A 16838-nucleotide genomic window follows, 5' to 3' on the forward strand; every position below is an offset into this window, starting at 1 on the left:
ATCAGCCGTTGAACTGGCGCGGGTCCGGGCCGATCCGACCGCTCCCGTCGCGCGGTGCGAGGGCATCGATCCGGGCCAGCTCCTCGTCGCTGAGGTCGAACCCGACGACGTCCAGGTTCGCCTGGATCCGGGCGGGCGTCACCGACTTGGGGATCACGATCCGGCCCTGCTGGAGGTGCCAGCGCAGGATCACCTGAGCCGGCGTGCGCCCCAGCCTGTCGGCGATCGCGGTGATCGTCGGGTCGGCCAGCATCGCGCCTTGGGCGAGCGGGCTCCACGCCTGGCTGGCGATCCCGTGGGCCTCGCCGAACGCGGTCACCTCGGCCTGGTGCAGCCGCGGGTGGATCTCCAGCTGGTTCACCGCCGGCACGGTGCCGCCGAGGTCGAGGATCGGCTGGAGGTGCTCCGGCAGGAAGTTCGAGACGCCGATCGCGCGAACCCGGCCAGCGGCGTACAGCGCTTCCATCGCCTCCCAGGTCTCGACGAACCGCCCGGCCGCGGGCGCGGGCCAGTGGATCAGGAAGAGGTCGACGTACTCGAGGCCGAGTCGGTCCAGGCTCGTCTCGTACGCCGGCCCCGTGCTGTCGCGGCCGTGGTCGGTGTTCCACAGCTTGGTGGTGACGAAGAGCTCCTGGCGGGTGAGGCCCGACGCCGCGAGGGCTGCACCGACGCCGACCTCGTTGCCGTAGATGGCGGCGGTGTCGATGCTGCGGTAGCCGGCCGCGAGGGCCTCCGTGACCGCTGCTTCGGTCTCGGCGTCAGGGACCTGGAAGACGCCGAGGCCGAGCTGGGGGATCTCGACGCCGTTGTTGAGAGTGACGGTGGGGATGGCGGGGATGGTCATGCGAACTCCTTGATCGGTTGGGGGAGGTGGGGGTGGGCGAGCTCGCCGCCGCGGGAGCGAGCGGCGATCAGCAGGACGACGAGTCCGGCCAGGGTGACCGCGGCTCCGGCCCAGAGCGGGGAGGTGTAGCCGAGTCCGGCGGCGAGGGTCAGGCCGCCGAGCCAGGCGCCGAAGGCGTTGCCGAGGTTGAAGGCAGCGATGTTGGCGCCCGAGGCAAGCGTGGGCGCCTGCTCGGCGTGAGCCATCACGCGCATCTGCAGGGCGGGCACGGTGGCGAATCCGAAGAAGCCCATCAGCAGCAGCGAGATGACGGTCAGCACCTGGTTGCCCGCGACCAGCGCGAAGACGACCAGGACGAGGGCCAGTGCCGCCAGCACGAGGCTGAGCGTGCGGAGCAGGTTCCGGTCGGCCCATCGGCCGCCGAGCAGGTTGCCGCCGAAGAGGCCGAGCCCGAAGACGACGAGCAGCCACGGCACGGCCCCGTCGGCGAACCCGCCGATCTCGGTGAGGGTGTAGGCGATGTAGGTGAAGGCGCCGAACATGCCGCCGTAGCCGAGGATCGTCACGGCGATCGAGAACCAGACCTGAGGCTCACGGAACGCGGCGACCTCGTGCCGGATCCGAGTCGGCACCTCGTCACGACCGGTGTGCGCCGGAACGAGCAGGGTGATCCCGACGAAGGCGATGACACCGATCACGGTGATCGCCCAGAACGTGGAACGCCATCCGGCGGCCTGGCCCAGCAGGGTGCCGAGCGGGACGCCGAGCACGTTGGCCGCCGTGAGCCCGCCGAACATGAGGGCGATCGCCTGGGCGCGGCGTTCACGCGGGACGAGGCCGGCGGCGACGACCGCGCCGATGCCGAAGAAGGCGCCGTGGCACAGGGCCGCGACGATCCGACCGGTCAGCAACATCGCGTACGACGGCGCGAGGGCGCTGATCAGGTTGCCCGCGATGAAGAGCACCATCAGGCCGAGCAGGGCGGTCTTGCGGGGGACCCGGGTCAGGGCGAGGGTGAGCAGGATCGCCCCGATGGCGACACTGAGGGCGTATCCGGAGATCAGGTAACCGGCGGAGGTCTCACTGACTCCGAAGTCGTCGGCGATCTCGGGCAGGAGGCCCATGATGACGAACTCGGTGAGGCCGATCCCGAAGCCCCCGAGAGCGAGGGCGAGCAGAGCGGCGGGCATGGCGTGACTCCCTAGATGCGAAAGCGGATAGAAGGCGTGTGCAGTAGTTGCAGGCGCAATCAAACGATTGCACACGCGTTATATCCGCGCAAGTCGGCTATGCTGGGTGTGACGAACACGATGTGGACGAGTCCGAGTGAGGAGGGGCGAGATGGGTATCGCCGATGACGCGGTCGAGATCCGCGCCCAGGGATGGCGCACGCTGGCCGCCGTGCACGGCCTCCTCGAGACCCGCCTGGAGCGCGAGCTGCAGGCGGCGCACGAGCTCTCCGTCGTGGAGTACACCGTCCTCGATGCGCTCGACCGCCAGGACGGGTGGCACATGCGAATGCAGCAGCTCGCCCGTGCCGCGGCGCTGTCGGCCAGCGCGACCACGCGCTTGGTCACGCGGCTGGAGAACCGCGGACTTCTCACCCGCGTCCTGTGCGCCGATGACCGTCGCGGGATCTACACCGAGCTGACCAAGTCGGGGGAGAAGCTGCTCGCCGCGGCCCGCCCGACCCACGACGCGGCACTGCGCGACGCGGTCGAGGCGGCAGCGGAGATCCCCGAGCTCGCCCCGCTCGTCCGGGCGATCGGGTCGCTCGCCCCGACGTCGAGCTAAGCCCAGCCAGGCCGGGCTAGGCCGAGGCGGCGTGCTTCCCGGCGCGTCGTCCGAAGTACGAGCCCTCGCCGAGCTGCATGCCGGAGCAGTAGCCCTTGGCGTCCTGGGCGATGTTCGTCGCGCAAGCGCCGCCGGCGTAGAGGCCCTCGATCACCGAGCCGTCCTCGCGCTGCACGCGGCCCTCGAGGTCGACCCGCATGCCGCCCATCGTGAAGCCGGCGTACATCGCCTTGCCCAGGCGCAGGTCGAGCACGGCCCAGGGCGCGGTGTCCTGCGCGGCGATCCAGTCGGGGTACTTGTGGAACTCGGGGTCCTCGCCTCCTGCCGCGTGCTTGTTGTAGTCGGTCAGCGTCTGCTCGAGCGCGTCGAACGGCACCCCGAGGCCCTCGGCCATCTCGGCGATGGTCTCGTAGCCGTCGAGCAGGGGAGTGAGCGGCATCGACGGCGCCTCGTAGTGCTCGGCGTCGACGATAAGAAATGCGGCAGACTCCGGTTGCTCGAGCACGAACGCGGACATCCGCGAGTGGTAGGAGTCCTCCGGTGCGAACCGACGCCCGTGCTTGTTGACGATGATCCCCGTCATCAGGATCGACGGCGGGTAGAACGGGGCCGTCTGGAAGCCCTTGTCCATCCCGCGCCACTGCGCGCCGACGGACTTCCCGAGCCGCAGGCCCAGCCCGTCGTCGTACGTCGACGCGAGCGGGAACAGCTTGCCGGACCCGAGCAGCGGCACGTGCTCGGCGACCATCTCGGCGTTGCCGACGAATCCGCCGGCCGCGATGATCACCGACTTGGCGCGGATGAAGCCGCGGTCGTCGTACTGCCGCCAGGCGACGCCGACCACTCGCTGATCGGGGCCGTCGCCCTCGACCACCAGGTTGGTGGCGCCGACCTCGTAGCGGATCTCCGCCGAGGTCTCGGCCAGCTTCTCCGCGAGCGCGTCGATCACCATCGCCGCGCCGCCGGTGTCGCCCGGCTTGGGCACCTTGTGTCCACGCGGAGCCGGCTTGGCCAGGTCCCGGAACGGGTGCACCTTCTCGTTGCCGGTGAACATGACGCCCTCGGTGCCGGGCTGGATGACGGCCTTGCCCGGGAAGAAGGAACGCTCGAAGATCACGCCGAGCGACTCGACCCAGTCGAAGTGCGCCACCGAGTCGGTGCAGTAGGCGTGGATCTTCGCGGCCGTCTCCGGATCGACCTCTCCGTCGGCGCTGCCGTCGGCGGCGATCGCGAGGAGGTACTTCTCCATCTCCTCAGCGGAGTCCTCGATGCCGCAGGCCTGCTGCACGGCCGTGCCGCCACCGAGGTAGAAGTGGCCGCCGGCCATCGAGGTGGTGCCGCCCGGCGTCGCGGCCCGCTCGATCAGCAGGGTGCGGGCGCCCGCGCGGGCGGCTTCGAGCGCAGCCGAACCACCGGCGATGCCGAAGCCGATCACCAGGACGTCGACCTCATCGCTCCACGACTCGACGGACGCGGCATCAATGACGTCGGGGATCTCGGTGCTCATCAGCTCGCCTTCGTGACGCGACAGTCGGCCAGGACCGGCGAGCCGGCACGCTCACCGTTGGCGATGGTGGCACGGACCAGGATCTCGGTCGGTGCTTCCCACATCTCGATCCGGATCGTCTCGCCGGGGAAGACCACGCCGGCGAAGCGGGCCGAGAAGCCGGCCACGCGGGTGGCGTCGGCGCACAGCAGCGCGTCGGTGACCTCGCGCAGCACGATGCCCCAGGAGCACAGGCCGTGCAGGATCGGAGCCGGGAAACCGGCGCCGGCAGCGAAGCCGGGGTCGGAGTGCAGCGGGTTGCGGTCACCTGAGAGGCGGTACAGCAGGGCCTGGGCCGGTGAGGTGGCGAAGTCGACGACGCGGTCGGGCGCCCCGTCCGGCAGCTCCACGGCGGTCGAGGGCCCACGGTCGCCGCCCCAACCACCCTCACCGCGGACGAAGATCGAGGACTCGGCGGTCCACAGCAGGGTGCCGTCGGCGGCGGTCGCGGTCGCCTCCTGGACGATCACCGCGGCCTTGCCCTTGTCCCACACCTCGCTGATCGTGGTGCGCAGCACGCCCGAGCCCGACGGGGGGATCGGACCGTGCACCCGGATCGCCTGGCCGCCGTGCAGGATGTTGGCCAGGTCGATGTCGCACCCCGGCCACGCGACGCTGGGCGCCTCGGTCTGGCCGAGCATCGGTGCCACGATCCCGAACGACGGAAGCACCTGCAGGTTCGACTCGTCGGGGAAGTCGTTGGTGTAGCGCAGCGCCGCCGTGTTGGTGGCGTCACCCGTGCGGACGCCGGCTCCGATCCCGAGGTGGTAGAGCATCACGTCCGAGGAGGACCAGGACAGCTGCTGCTCGGGGAGCTGGGCGCCGCGCGCCTTCTCGACGTCGATCGGCATCAGGCACCGGCCTTCGCGGACTGGGCGATGTTCTCGGCGGCCAGGTAGCCGAAGACCATGGCGGGACCGATGGTCGCGCCGGGGCCGGCGTAGGTGCGGCCCATCACGGCCGAGGAGACGTTGCCGGCGGCGTACAGGCCGGGGATCACCGATCCGTCGGCGCGCAGCACGCGGGCCGCCTCGTCGGTGACCAGGCCGCCCTTGGTGCCGAGGTCGCCGGGGACGATCTTGACCGCGTAGTACGGCGCCTTGGTCAGCGGCGCCAGCGTCACGTTCGGCTTCACCGTCGGGTCGCCGTAGTACTTGTCGTAGCCGGAGTCCCCGCGGTGGAAGTCCTCGTCGTTGCCGGTCGCGGCGTACCCGTTGAACTGCTTCACGGTGGCGGCGAGGTTGTCGGCGGGCAGGTCGAGCTTCTCGGCCAGCGCCTCGATCGAGTCGGCCTTGATCACGAAGCCCTCCTTGAACCAGCGGCCGGGGATCGGCTGCTGTCCGGGGATGCCAGCGAAGATGTAGCGGCTGCGGTAGGTCTGGTCGAAGACCATCCAGGTCGGGGTCGGCTCACCGCCGGTGCTGGCGTTGAACGCGGCCTGGTTCTTCTGGATCTCGTGCACGGCCTCGACGTAGGGGAGCGCCTCGTTCATGAAGCGCTTGCCGAGAGCGTTGACGAAGAACGAGCCGGGCAGGTTGCGCTCCGAGAGCAGGAACCACGAGCGGCCCGGAAGCATGATCGTCGGGCCCCACCAGGCCTCGTCGAGGAGGTCGGTGTCGGCACCGGCCGCGATCCCGGCGAGGATCCCCGCACCAGTGTTGCTCGCCGCTCCGGTCGACCACTCCACGTTCTGCGGGGCGGGCTGCCACTTGTCGCGCAGCTCCTGGTTGTGCTCGAAGCCACCGCTGCCCAGGATCACGCCGCGACGGGCACGCAGCTCCGCCGGACCGTCGGGGGTGGTGACCCGGACGCCGACGACACGGTCGTTCTCGACGATCAGGTCGACCAGCTCGTGTTCGTAGAGCACGGGAACGTTGGCGTCCATCAGGCCCTTGCGCAGGCCGATCGCGAGCGCGGCGCCCATCCCGTAGAGCTTCTTGCCCAGCAGCGTGGAGACGATCTTGCGCAGACCCACCCGGATCATGGTGATCGGGCCCTTGATCGTGCGGAACCCGGTCGCCATCTTCCGGAAGTCGGCCTGGCTGACGACCATGTTGGCCGGCGCCTTGGTGTACGGCGGGTGCAGCCGCTTGAGCTCGTCGCCGATCAGGCGGGCGTCGGTCGGGGACGGCTCCACCGAGCGTCCCTTGAGTCGGCCGCCGGGTGCCTCGGGGTGGTAGTCGGCGTAGTCAGGGACCCACTGCAGTCGGACCGGGGTCTTCGCGCGCACGAAGTCGAGGACCTCGGCGCCGCGGTCGATGTAGGTGTCGCGGCGGTTCGCCGGGACGGCGTCGCCGACGATCGACGTCAGGTAGAGCTTGGCGGCCTCGTTGTCGCCGGCGTCGACCTGCTTGGCCGACTTGAGCGCGTAGTTGCCCGGGATCCAGACACCACCGCCCGAGCGGGACGTCGAGCCGCCGAAGTACGGGCTCTTCTCGATCAGGACGGTGTCGAGGCCGTGCTGGACCTTCGCGGCCAGGGCCGCCGTCATGCCGGCACCACCGGCTCCGACGACGATCACGTCATACTCACGCTGCATAGGACCATGAAACTAGAACAGGTTCTATTCCACAACCTCTTCCCTCAAAACGAGAACGTGTTCTAGTCTTAACCCATGACTGATGCCAGCAAGGTGCTTGAGGGCGTGCGCGACCTGCTCCCGACCTTCGCAGAACGAGCCGACGAGACCGAGCGTCTGCGTGCTGTCCCGGACGCTTCGGTGAAGGAGCTGGAGGAGACCGGGTTCTTCCGGATGCTCCAGCCGAAGCGTTACGAGGGTCTGGAGACCGACCCGGTCGACTTCTACACCGCCGTCCGCGCGATCGCGAGCGCCTGCGGCTCCACCGGCTGGATCTCCAGCGTCCTCGGTGTGCACCCCTGGCAGATCGCCCTCTTCGACGACCAGGCCCAGCAGGCGGTCTGGGGGAGCGACACCAGCGTCCGGGTCTCCTCCTCCTACGCGCCGACCGGCAAGGCGGTCCTGACCGAGGGTGGCTTCAACCTCTCGGGTCGCTGGAGCTTCTCCTCGGGCTGCGCGCACGCCCAGTGGGTGCTGCTCGGCGGTCTGGTCTTCAACGAGGAGGGGCAGGTCGTCGACTTCCGCACCTTCCTCATCCCGCGGGACAAGTACGAGATCGTCGACGTCTGGAACGTCGTCGGCCTGGCCGGCACCGGCTCCAACGACATCGTCGTGGCCGAGACCTTCGTGCCGGAGGCGTTCACGCTCTCGATGAGCGACACCGGCCGCTGCTTCGGTCCGGGTCAGGCGGTCAACACCTCCGACCTGTACAAGCTGCCGTTCCACTCGCTCTTCACCTCGACCATCACCACGCCGATCATCGGCATGGCGACCGGCGCCTACGCCGAGCACGTCGAGATGCAGCAGAAGCGCGTCCGTGCCTCCTACATCGGGGAGAAGGCGTCGCTCGACCCCTTCGCCGCGGTCCGGATCGCCCGTGCCTCCAGCGAGATCGATGCCGCCTGGGCGCTGCTGATCAACAACATCCGCGAGGAGCAGGCCCACGTCGCGCGTGGCGAGAAGATCCCGCTCTCCCTGCGCCTGCGGGTCCGGCGTGACCAGGTGCTCGGCACCCAGCGCTCGATCGACGCCATCGACGCCCTCTTCGAGGCCTCCGGTGGGCGAGCCCTGGCCACCGGCACGCCGCTGCAGCGGGCCTGGCGTGACGCGCACGCCGGTCGGGTGCACGCGGCCAACGACCCCGAGCGCGCGCTCCAGCTGTTCGGTGCCTCGGAGTTCGGCCACAAGGTCGACCCGGGCATGTACTGAGCTGATCGGGAGGGGAGCACAGATGACCTACGCACAAGAAGACGTCCGCCGCTCAGTCAAGGCGGGCGACCTCACGCTCAACTACTACGAGGCGGCCCCCGAGGGCGGTGTGTCGCTCGTCGGTGGCGGACTGCCGCTGGTGATGCTGCACGGTGGTGGCCCCGGTGCTTCGGCGTGGTCGAACTTCGGTAGGGCGCTGCCGCACTTCGCCTCGACCTTCCGCACCCTGTTGATCGACCAGCCGGGCTTCGGTGCCTCCGACAAGCCCGCGGTGACGGCGAACTACTTCCGGTTCTCCGCCGAGTACGTCCTCAAGGCGCTCGACGAGCTCGGCATCGAGCGGATCCACCTGCTGGGCAACAGCCTGGGCGGCGGTACGGCGATGCGGTTCGCGCTGGAGTACCCCGACCGGGTCGGTCGCCTGGTCCTGATGGGGCCGGGTGGGCTGTCGCTCAACCTGTTCCACGCCGACCCGACCGAGGGCGTCCAGCGCCTGATGGACTTCTCGATGAACCCCAGCCGTGAGGCGCTGCGGGCGTTCATCTCCACCATGGTGGTCAACCAGTCCCTCGTCACCGACGAGCTGGTCGAGGAGCGGTTCGCCGACGCCACCGCCGAGGGTTCGCTCGAGGCGATGCGCTCGATGGGGATGAGCTTCTACAACCCGGAGTGGGCCGAGGACGGCATGCTCTGGCGCGAGGCCCACACGCTGCGCAAGCACACCCTGCTCACCTGGGGCCGTGAGGACCGGGTCAACCCGCTCGACGGCGCCCTGGTCGGGCTCAAGACGATCCCCAAGGCACAATTGCACGTCTTCCCGTCGTGCGGTCACTGGGCCCAGATCGAGGCCGCCGAGGAGTTCGCGGAGCTCACGACGGCGTTCTTGGCACGACACAAGGAGCGTTCATGACCATCGAGCTCAAGTCCATGGGCTACGTCCGGGTCTCCTCCACCGACCTCGCGGCGTGGGAGAAGTTCGCCGAGAAGGTCCTCGGACTGATGCGTGGACGCGGGCCCGACCCGGCCAACCTGTACTACCGGATCGACGCCGTCTCGGCGCGCCTGGTGATCACCCCGGGCGAGGCCGACGAGCTCAGCTGCGTCGGCTGGGAGATGGCCGACCACGTCGCCCTGCAGGAGGCGCGTGAGCACCTCACCAAGGCAGGGGTCGAGTTCACCGAGGGCACCCCGGCCGAGCTGGCCGAGCGTCGCGTCCAGGAGCTGATCCGCTTCACCGACCCGTTCGACAACGTCTTCGAGCTCTTCCACGGCATCTCCTACGAGCGGGTGCCGGCCGTGACGCCGTACGGCGCGACGTTCGTCACCGGCGACCAGGGCCTGGGCCACGTGGTCCTCCCGGTCACCGACGACGTCGAGGCGCTCCGGTTCTACACCGAGGTGCTCGGCTTCCGGCTGCGCGACTCGATGTCGATGCCGGGTGAGTTCGTGGGCAAGGAGGCGGGCTCGAAGATCTGGCTGCGCTTCCTCGGGATCAACCCGCGCCACCACTCGCTCGCGTTCCTGCCGATGCCGCGCGCCGGCAAGTGCGTCCACATCATGCTCGAGGTCGACAAGCTCGACGACGTCGGCCGCGCGCTGGAGCGGGTCGGCAAGAACGGCGCGCCGCTCTCGGCCACCCTCGGTCGGCACATGAATGATGAGATGGTGTCGTTCTACGTGAAGTCCCCGGGCGGATTCGACATCGAGTTCGGCACTGAGGGCCTCCAGGTGGACGACCAGCGCTGGGTGGCACGCGAATCGACGGCCGTGTCCTACTGGGGCCACCAGTTCTCGGGCTGAGAACAGATCAGATCCAAGAACGGCAGGCAGCATGACCACCCGCGACACCGAGTTCCCCGGCGCTGAGATCCCTGACGGGATGGCGCACGACGCTGCGGCCACCTGGCCGCCGCCGGCGATGATCTCGGACTTCCTCGGCAACTTCGACTTCTCCACGCTCGGCGACGGCGTGCACGAGCCGACCCCGGCGGAGATCGAGGCGGCCAAGGAGTTCCGGACGGTGCTGGGACGGTTCGCCTCGGGCGTCACGATCCTGACCGCCACCGGTGTCGACGGCCTGGTCGGGATGACCTTGCAGTCGTTCTCCTCGGTCTCGCTGGAGCCGCCGCTGGTGCTCGTCGTGCCGGCGAAGTCGTCGCGTGCCTGGCCGCTGATGCGCGGTGCCGGTCACTTCACGATCAACCTGCTCGCCGCCGGTCAGGAGGGACTGTCCAACCAGTTCGCCAAGTCCGGCGGGGACAAGTTCGACGGTGTCGAGTGGACCACGTCGAAGCTCGGCGACCCGCAGCTCGCTGGCTGCCTGGGCTGGATCGACTGCACCATCCACGCCGTGCACGACGCCGGCGACCACTACGTCGTCCTGGGCCGCGTCGAGGCGCTCACGGTCGGTGAGCACGAGGAAGCCGAGCCGCTCGTCTTCTACCGCTCGGCCTACCGCGCCCTGTCCTGAGGCCCGAGAGGCCTCCCGACTCAACTGAAAGGCTGTCCCATGACCGCCACCCCCGTCATCGACGGCTGGTTCACCACGGACGCGGAGCCGCGGCTCCTCGCCTCCCGGTGCACGTCGTGCAGCAACGTCGTCTTCCCGCCCGTCTCCGCGGACGCAGGGTCTCCGGCCTTCTTCTGCCGCAACCCGGAGTGTGACGGCACCGAGTACGACGCCGTACCGCTGTCGCGTCGCGGCACCGTCTGGTCCTACACCGACGCCCAGTACCAGCCGCCGGCGCCGTACATCCCGCAGAGCGACCCGTTCGAGCCGTTCGCGCTCGCCGCAGTGGAGCTGCCCGAGGGCCTGGTCGTCCTCGGCCAGGTCGCCGAGGGCTTCGGCGTCGGTGACCTCACGGTCGGGTGCACGGTCGAGGTGGTCGTCGAGACGCTCAACGTGGACGAGACGGGCGAGCGCACGATCTATCGGTGGAAGCCGGTCCAGGCGAGCGAAGGAGTGTCCGCATGAGCAACGCGATCGCGATCGCCGGTGTCGGCATGCACCCCTGGGGCAAGTGGGGCAAGAACTTCATCGAGTACGGCGTCCACGCCGCCCGTGCGGCCCTGGCCGACGCCGGCATCCCGTGGCGCGACGTCGACTTCGTCGTCGGTGGTGAGACCGTGCGCAATGGGTACGCCGGCTACGTCGCCGGGTCCACGTTCGCCCAGGCGTTGGGCTGGAACGGGGCGCGGATCGCGACGTCGTACGCCGCGTGTGCGACGGGTGCTCAGGCCATCGACACCGCCCGCACCCGGATCCTCGCCGGGCTGTGCGAGGTCGCGCTGGTCGTCGGTGCCGACACCACCCCCAAGGGCTTCCTGGCCCCCAACGCGGGCGAGCGTTGGAGCGATCCGGACTGGCTGCGGTTCCGCCTGCTGGGGATGACGAACCCGGCCTACTTCGCGCTCTACGCCCGTCGCCGGATGGACCTCTACGGCGCCACCAGCGAGGACTTCGCGGCGGTGAAGGTGAAGAACGCCCGGCACGGTCTGAACAACCCGAACGCCCGCTTCCGGGCCGAGTCCAGCGTGGCCGACGTGCTCGCCTCGCCGATGGTGTCGGACCCGCTGCACCTGCTCGACATCTGCGCCACCTCCGACGGTGCCGCCGCGGTCGTGCTGACCAGCCTGGACTACGCGCGTCGGCACGGACTCCTCGACCCGGTCCGGGTCGAGGCGGTCTCGACGGTCACGCCGACGTTCCCCAACACGATCATCGACATGCCGTTGCTCTCCACCGAGTGCTCCGCGGTCTCCGGCACCCCCGAGCGGACCTTCAAGGAGTCGATCGCGCACGCGGCCTACGAAGAGGCCGGCATCAGTCCCGAGGACGTCGACGTCGCCGAGGTCTACGACCTCTCCACGGCGCTCGAGCTGGACTGGATCGAGGACCTGGGTCTGTGCAAGCCCGGTGAGGCCGAGGTGCTGCTGCGTGCCGGTGACACCACCATCGGCGGCCGGATCCCGGTCAACCCGTCCGGCGGTCTGGCGTGCTTCGGCGAAGCGGTCCCGGCCCAGGCGATCGCACAGGTCTGCGAGCTCACCTGGCAGCTGCGCGGCCAGGCAGGAGACCGCCAGGTCGAGGGCGCCACGGTCGGCATCACCGCCAACCAGGGCCTCTTCGGCCACGGCTCGTCGGTCATCCTCGCCCGCTGAGCCACACGCACGAGCAACGAGCCCCGGACACCGTCCGGGGCTCGTTCGTCGTGGTCGGTCAGGACAGGGCGCGGGCGAGCTGACGCAAGGAGTGCGCCCGCTTGAACACCAGGTGAGCGTCGTGCTCCCAGGTGATCGCGATCCCGCCGTGCAGCTGGATCATCTCGCCGGCCACGGTGCTCAGCGACTCGGTGCAGTACGCGGCCGCGTCGGCGGCGTCCATCAGGCCGCGCGCCGCGGCCCAGCTCGCCGAGCGGGACGTCTCGACCAGCACCAGCATGTCGGCCATCCGGTGCTTGAGCGCCTGGTAGGAACCGATCGTGCGACCGAACTGCACCCGCTCCTTGGAGTAGGACACGGTCAGGTCCAGGGCGCGCTGCGCGGCGCCGGTCGCCAGGGCGGCGATCCCGATCAGGGCGGTACGGCGTCCCGCGGCTGCGGCAGCATCGGCATCGCCGGCCAGCGCCGTGCCGGTCGTCGATCCCAGCCGGGCCAACCGGATCGTCTGGTCCATCGTCGGCACCCAGGTGGCGTCGACGGGATCGACCCGGGTGAGGGCGCCGTCGGCCAGGGACAGCACGATCTCGGCGCGGTCGCCGTCGAGGACGCGATCGTCGGCGCCGTCGAAGACGACGGCAGCCAGCGTGCCGGCCGCGATCTCGGGCAGCAGCTCGGCACAGGCGTCGCCGTTGCCGGACGCCAGCAGGGCCGAGGTGGTGATCAGGGTGGACAGCAGCGGGGTCGGCGCCAGGGCCGCGCCGAGCTGCTCGAGCACGAGCGCCGCCTCGACGAGGCTGGCCCCGACGCCGTCGTACTCCTCGGGGACGATCAGGGCGGCGACGCCGATCTGCTCGACCAGGGTCTCCCACAGGCCGGTGTCGAAGCCGGCCTCGGAGGCGATCGCGGTGCGGACCGCGGTCGAGTCGGCGCGCTTGTCGAGCAGGGCACCGATCGTGCTGACCAACGCCTCCTGCTCGGCGTCGAGCTCCATCCCGGTCGCCAGGGAACTCATCGCTCGCGCTCCTCGGCGGCCGCGACGAGGGAGTCGAGCACGATCTGGCGGTGGTGCGTGGTCGTGCCCCACGCGCTCTGCAACGCCTGGATCCGGAGCAGCCAGAGCGACAGGTCGAGCTCGCGGGTGTAGCCGATCGCACCGTGCACCTGCAGCGCCGTGCGCGCCGCGCGCAGGGCCGCTTGGTTGGTGAACGCCTTGGCCGCGCTGACGCTGCGGCTCGCGGTCGCGACGTCGCCGTCGAGCGCCAGGGCGGCCCCGAGGATCAGTGGCCGGGCGAAGTCGAGCCCGATCCGGACGTCGGCGAGCTGGTGCTTGACCGCCTGGTAGGAACCGATCGCGCGGCCGAACTGCTGACGCTGGCCGGCGTAGGAGACCGCCTCGGCGAGCACCCGCTCCCCGGCACCGAGCAGCTGGGCGGCGCAGGCCAGGGCGGCCACGTCTGCGGCCCGGCCGAGCTCCTCGGCGGGGACGATCGCACCGTCGTGCGGGTCGACCTCGACGAGTCGGCGGGTGCTGTCGACGCTGGTCCGGACGTGCCCGGTGTTGGCCACGTGCAGCCCGTCCTCGGTGCTCGCGTAGACCGTGGCGGCGATGTCGCCGTCGAGGGCCAGCGGAGCGATCGGGGCCAGCGCGAGCGTCGCGATCGCACCCTCGGCCAGCGAGGTCGCGGCCGCGCCCTCGAGCAGGCCGGACAGGGCGGCGGTCTCGATCCAGGGGCCGACCACACCGTGGTGGCCCAGCGCTTCGTGCGCGACCACCAGGTCGACGTGGGAGGCGCCGAGGCCGTCGTACTCCTCCGGGACGAGCAGCGCGGTCACGCCGAGGTCGGCGAGCTGCTTCCAGATGCCGAGGCCGGCGGCGTGGTCGCCCTCGGCCCAGGCGCGTGCGGCGGCCGGGGTGTCGGCGGAGCCGAGCAGGTCGTCGAGTGCCTCGCGGAAGGCGAGCTGCTCCTCGGTCAACGTGAACTTCATCGTCCGGCCCCCTTCGGCTCGCGGGGCAGGCCCAGGATTCGTTCCGAGATGATGTTGCGTTGGACTTCGTTGGTGCCCGCGTAGATCGGGCCGGCCAGCGAGAACAGGTACCCGTCGCTCCAGGTCGACTCCAGCTCCCCGGCGGCGCCGAGCAGGTCGAGCGCGGTGGCGTGCAGATCCATGTCGAGCTCGGACCAGAACACCTTGTTGATCGACCCGGCGGCCCCGATGTCGCCGCCTCCGGCGAGCTGGGTGACGGTGCCCCAGGTGTAGAGCCGGTAGGCCTCGGCGCCGATCCAGGCGTCCACGACGCCGTCACCCAGACGCGGGTCGGGTGCGGTGGCGTAGAGGTCGACCAACCGATCGGCGGCCGCGCAGAACCGGCCGGGGGAGCGCAGCGAGAGGCCGCGCTCGTTGCCGGCCGTGCTCATCGCGACGTGCCAGCCGTCGCCGGGTGCGCCGAGGACGTCGGAGTCGGGCACGAAGACGTCGTCGAAGAAGAGCTCGGCGAAGCCGGCCTCGCCGTCGAGCTGAGCGATCGGGCGCACGGTCAGGCCGGGCGCGTCGAGCGGGTAGAGGAAGTAGGTCAGACCGCGGTGCCGCTCGGCGCTGGGGTCGGAGCGGAACAGGCCGAAGCCCCAGTGCCCGTGGGTGGCACGTGAGGACCAGGTCTTCTGGCCGTTGAGGATCCAGCCGCCGCGGACCTCGTCGCGCACGGCGGTCGAGCGCAGGGACGCCAGGTCGGAGCCGGCCTCGGGCTCGGACCAGCCCTGGGCCCAGATCACCTCACCGGTCGCCATCGACGGCAGGAAGCGGGCCTGCTGCTCGGGGGTGCCGTGCTCGAAGATGATCGGGGCGAGCAGGAAGATGCCGTTCTGCGAGACCCGGCCGGGCGCGCCGGCGCGGTAGTACTCCTCCTCGAAGATCACCCACTCGATCAGCGAGGCCTCGCGGCCGCCGACCTCGCGCGGCCAGGACACGACCGAGAGCCGCTCGGCAGCGAGCTTGGCCTCCCACTCCTGGTGGGCCTTGAAGCCGGCCTCGGTGTCCATCGACGGCAGCGGCGTGGTCGGCACGTTGGCCGCGAGCCAGGCCCGCACCTCCTCACGGAACGCGAGCTCGTCGGGGGAGAGATCGAGGTTCATTCGGTCACTTCCTGAGTTCGTTCTTCAACACTTTGCCTGACGGGTTGCGCGGCAGGACGCTGATCGCCTCGATCGTGCGCGGCACCTTGAAGTTGGCGAGGTGCTCGCGCGCGTGGGCCATGATCTCGGCGTCTGTCGGCGGGTGGTCGACGGCGAGGACGACGAAGGCCTTGCCGACCTCGCCCATCCGTTCGTCGGGTACGCCGACCACGGCCGCGTCCTGCACGCCGGGCAGGCGCAGCAGGACCTGCTCGACCTCGGCGGGGTACACGTTGAACCCGCCGGAGATGTACATGTCCTTCAGCCGGTCGGTGATCCGCAGGTTGCCGGCCTCGTCCAGGGTCGCGATGTCGCCGGTGTGCAGCCAGCCGTCGGCATCGATCGCCTCCGCGGTGGCGGCCGGGTCGTCGAGGTAGCCGAGCATGACGAACTCGCCGCGGAGCAGCAGCTCGTCCCCGTCGCCGAGCCGGACCTCCATGCCGGGGATGGCGCGGCCGCAGGTGGAGGCGACCAGCTCGGCCGAATCTCCCTGACGGGCCATCGTCGCGACCACGGCCTCGGTCATGCCGAAGGCGGTCACGACCTGGTCGATGCCGAGCCCGCCCGAGGTGACCGGCGCGCGCATCTGCTCGATCAGCACCACAGGGACGACGGCGGCGCCGGTGACGGCCAGCCGGAGCGAGGACAGGTCGTACTTGTCCCGGCCCGGGGCGGCGAGCAGGGACTGGTAGATCGTCGGGGCGCCGGGCAGGACCGTGATCCGCTCGGCGTCGATCAGCTCCATGGTGGCGTCCAGGTCGAAGGTGGCGACCGGGTAGAGCGTGGCGCCGGTGATCAGCCCGGTGATGATGCCGACCTTGTAGCCGAAGGAGTGGAAGAACGGGTTGACCACCAGGTAGCGGTCCTCGGCGGTGACGCCGCCGAGCTCGCCCCAGGCCCGCGCGACGCCGACGCTCTGGCGGTGGGCGCTCAGCGCTCCCTTGGGCCTGCCGGTGGTGCCGGAGGTGAAGAGGATGTCGGCGACGTCGTCGGGAGAGACGGCGTGCGCGCGGTCGCTGACCTCGTCGACGGGGACGTGGCTGGCGTCGATCGCGCCGAGCGCCAGGTGGGTCTCGCTCGGGTGCAGGGTGACGATCCGGGTGGCAGCGGTGTCCGACCGTGCGGCGAGCGCGGCCTCCAGGTCGGCGGCCTGGCTGCGACCGAGGAAGCCGTCGTCGACGACGATCGCGCGGGCACCGGTGCGGGCGACCAGCTCGGCGGCCTCGTGCCCGGTGTAGCGGCTGTTGACCGGGACCAGGGTCGCCCCGGCGTAGGAGACGGCGAGCGCGGCCACGACCCAGTTCACCGAGTTCGGTGCCCAGATCGCGATCCGGTCGCCGGGTTCGACGCCGATGGCCACGTAGCGGCGCGCCGTCTCACGCACTCGCGCGAGCAGGGCGTCGTACGTCGTCGGGACGCCGGCCTCGACGTAGGCGCGACGTCCACCGAAACGCCGGGCGGCGTCCTCGAGGACAGCGGGGATCGTGTCGGGACTCACAGGGCCACGCTAGCGCGAAACTAGAACAAGTTCTACTA

Annotated in this window: 16 protein-coding genes; 7 read left to right on the top strand and 9 right to left on the bottom strand. The window is 70.4% G+C overall.

The features are described from left to right. Nucleotide 1 precedes the first annotated feature (1 nt). Nucleotides 2–844, bottom strand: coding sequence for an aldo/keto reductase (locus ACZ5J1_RS05640; RefSeq protein WP_464563329.1), 843 nt, complete (start codon nucleotides 842–844; stop codon nucleotides 2–4). Beyond that, a complete protein-coding gene (locus ACZ5J1_RS05645; protein WP_464563330.1) occupies nucleotides 841–2034 on the bottom strand; it encodes an MFS transporter in 1194 nt (397 codons plus the stop codon). The genes ACZ5J1_RS05640 and ACZ5J1_RS05645 overlap by 4 nt, the downstream gene beginning before the upstream one ends. A 151-nt stretch (nucleotides 2035–2185) precedes the next feature. Between ACZ5J1_RS05645 and ACZ5J1_RS05650 the strand changes: the two genes are divergently transcribed. After that, on the top strand, nucleotides 2186–2638 hold the full coding sequence (locus tag ACZ5J1_RS05650; protein ID WP_464563332.1) for a MarR family winged helix-turn-helix transcriptional regulator: 453 nt from the start codon (nucleotides 2186–2188) through the stop codon (nucleotides 2636–2638). A gap of 16 nt (nucleotides 2639–2654) precedes the next feature. On the opposite strand, the gene ACZ5J1_RS05655 is transcribed toward ACZ5J1_RS05650, so the two are convergent. The 3 genes from ACZ5J1_RS05655 to kstD are packed head-to-tail and all read right to left on the bottom strand — an operon-like array spanning nucleotide 2655 to nucleotide 6723. Further along, nucleotides 2655–4145 carry an FAD-binding protein gene (locus tag ACZ5J1_RS05655; protein ID WP_464563334.1) on the bottom strand — a complete coding sequence of 497 codons (1491 nt, stop codon included), beginning with the start codon at nucleotides 4143–4145 and terminating at the stop codon, nucleotides 2655–2657. After that, nucleotides 4145–5035, bottom strand: a complete 891-nt coding sequence (locus tag ACZ5J1_RS05660; RefSeq protein ID WP_464563336.1) for a MaoC/PaaZ C-terminal domain-containing protein — start codon at nucleotides 5033–5035, stop codon at nucleotides 4145–4147. Before ACZ5J1_RS05660 ends, ACZ5J1_RS05655 begins: the two co-directional genes overlap by 1 nt. Continuing rightward, the gene (gene kstD / locus ACZ5J1_RS05665) at nucleotides 5035–6723 is read right to left on the bottom strand and encodes a 3-oxosteroid 1-dehydrogenase (RefSeq protein WP_464563338.1); all 1689 of its coding nucleotides are present in this window, start codon (nucleotides 6721–6723) and stop codon (nucleotides 5035–5037) included. Before kstD ends, ACZ5J1_RS05660 begins: the two co-directional genes overlap by 1 nt. A gap of 75 nt (nucleotides 6724–6798) precedes the next feature. Between kstD and hsaA the strand changes: the two genes are divergently transcribed. From hsaA to ACZ5J1_RS05695, 6 genes are read left to right on the top strand one after another with little or no spacing between them, the layout of a single operon-like run. Then, a complete protein-coding gene (gene hsaA, locus ACZ5J1_RS05670) occupies nucleotides 6799–7971 on the top strand; it encodes a 3-hydroxy-9,10-secoandrosta-1,3,5(10)-triene-9,17-dione monooxygenase oxygenase subunit (protein ID WP_464563340.1) in 1173 nt (390 codons plus the stop codon). 22 nt (nucleotides 7972–7993) lie between these two features. Then, nucleotides 7994–8881 (top strand): 4,5:9,10-diseco-3-hydroxy-5,9,17-trioxoandrosta-1(10),2-diene-4-oate hydrolase, encoded by an 888-nt coding sequence (gene hsaD, locus ACZ5J1_RS05675; RefSeq protein WP_464563342.1) that lies wholly within the window; start codon nucleotides 7994–7996, stop codon nucleotides 8879–8881. Beyond that, nucleotides 8878–9771 carry an iron-dependent extradiol dioxygenase HsaC gene (gene hsaC / locus ACZ5J1_RS05680; protein WP_464563343.1) on the top strand — a complete coding sequence of 298 codons (894 nt, stop codon included), beginning with the start codon at nucleotides 8878–8880 and terminating at the stop codon, nucleotides 9769–9771. Before hsaD ends, hsaC begins: the two co-directional genes overlap by 4 nt. Before the next feature lie 31 nt (nucleotides 9772–9802). Beyond that, on the top strand, nucleotides 9803–10441 hold the full coding sequence (locus ACZ5J1_RS05685) for a flavin reductase family protein (RefSeq protein ID WP_464563344.1): 639 nt from the start codon (nucleotides 9803–9805) through the stop codon (nucleotides 10439–10441). 39 nt (nucleotides 10442–10480) lie between these two features. After that, complete coding sequence (locus ACZ5J1_RS05690; protein WP_464563346.1) at nucleotides 10481–10945, top strand: Zn-ribbon domain-containing OB-fold protein; 465 nt, start codon at nucleotides 10481–10483, stop codon at nucleotides 10943–10945. After that, on the top strand, nucleotides 10942–12132 hold the full coding sequence (locus ACZ5J1_RS05695) for a lipid-transfer protein (protein ID WP_464563348.1): 1191 nt from the start codon (nucleotides 10942–10944) through the stop codon (nucleotides 12130–12132). The genes ACZ5J1_RS05690 and ACZ5J1_RS05695 overlap by 4 nt, the downstream gene beginning before the upstream one ends. Before the next feature lie 58 nt (nucleotides 12133–12190). Here ACZ5J1_RS05695 and ACZ5J1_RS05700 read toward each other — a convergent pair whose 3' ends face one another. Genes ACZ5J1_RS05700 through ACZ5J1_RS05715 form a run of 4 tightly spaced genes read right to left on the bottom strand, consistent with a single transcriptional unit; the run spans nucleotide 12191 to nucleotide 16800 of the window. Then, nucleotides 12191–13144: an acyl-CoA dehydrogenase family protein gene (locus ACZ5J1_RS05700; protein ID WP_464563350.1), complete on the bottom strand. Its 954-nt coding sequence runs from the start codon at nucleotides 13142–13144 to the stop codon at nucleotides 12191–12193. Continuing rightward, nucleotides 13141–14118, bottom strand: a complete 978-nt coding sequence (locus ACZ5J1_RS05705) for an acyl-CoA dehydrogenase family protein (protein ID WP_464563352.1) — start codon at nucleotides 14116–14118, stop codon at nucleotides 13141–13143. The genes ACZ5J1_RS05700 and ACZ5J1_RS05705 overlap by 4 nt, the downstream gene beginning before the upstream one ends. Next, complete coding sequence (locus ACZ5J1_RS05710; protein WP_464563354.1) at nucleotides 14115–15263, bottom strand: acyl-CoA dehydrogenase family protein; 1149 nt, start codon at nucleotides 15261–15263, stop codon at nucleotides 14115–14117. Before ACZ5J1_RS05710 ends, ACZ5J1_RS05705 begins: the two co-directional genes overlap by 4 nt. 4 nt (nucleotides 15264–15267) lie before the next feature. Further along, complete coding sequence (locus tag ACZ5J1_RS05715) at nucleotides 15268–16800, bottom strand: FadD3 family acyl-CoA ligase (RefSeq protein WP_464563356.1); 1533 nt, start codon at nucleotides 16798–16800, stop codon at nucleotides 15268–15270. Between the last annotated feature and the right edge of the window lie 38 nt (nucleotides 16801–16838).

The organism is Nocardioides sp. JCM 18999 (assembly GCF_055391175.1).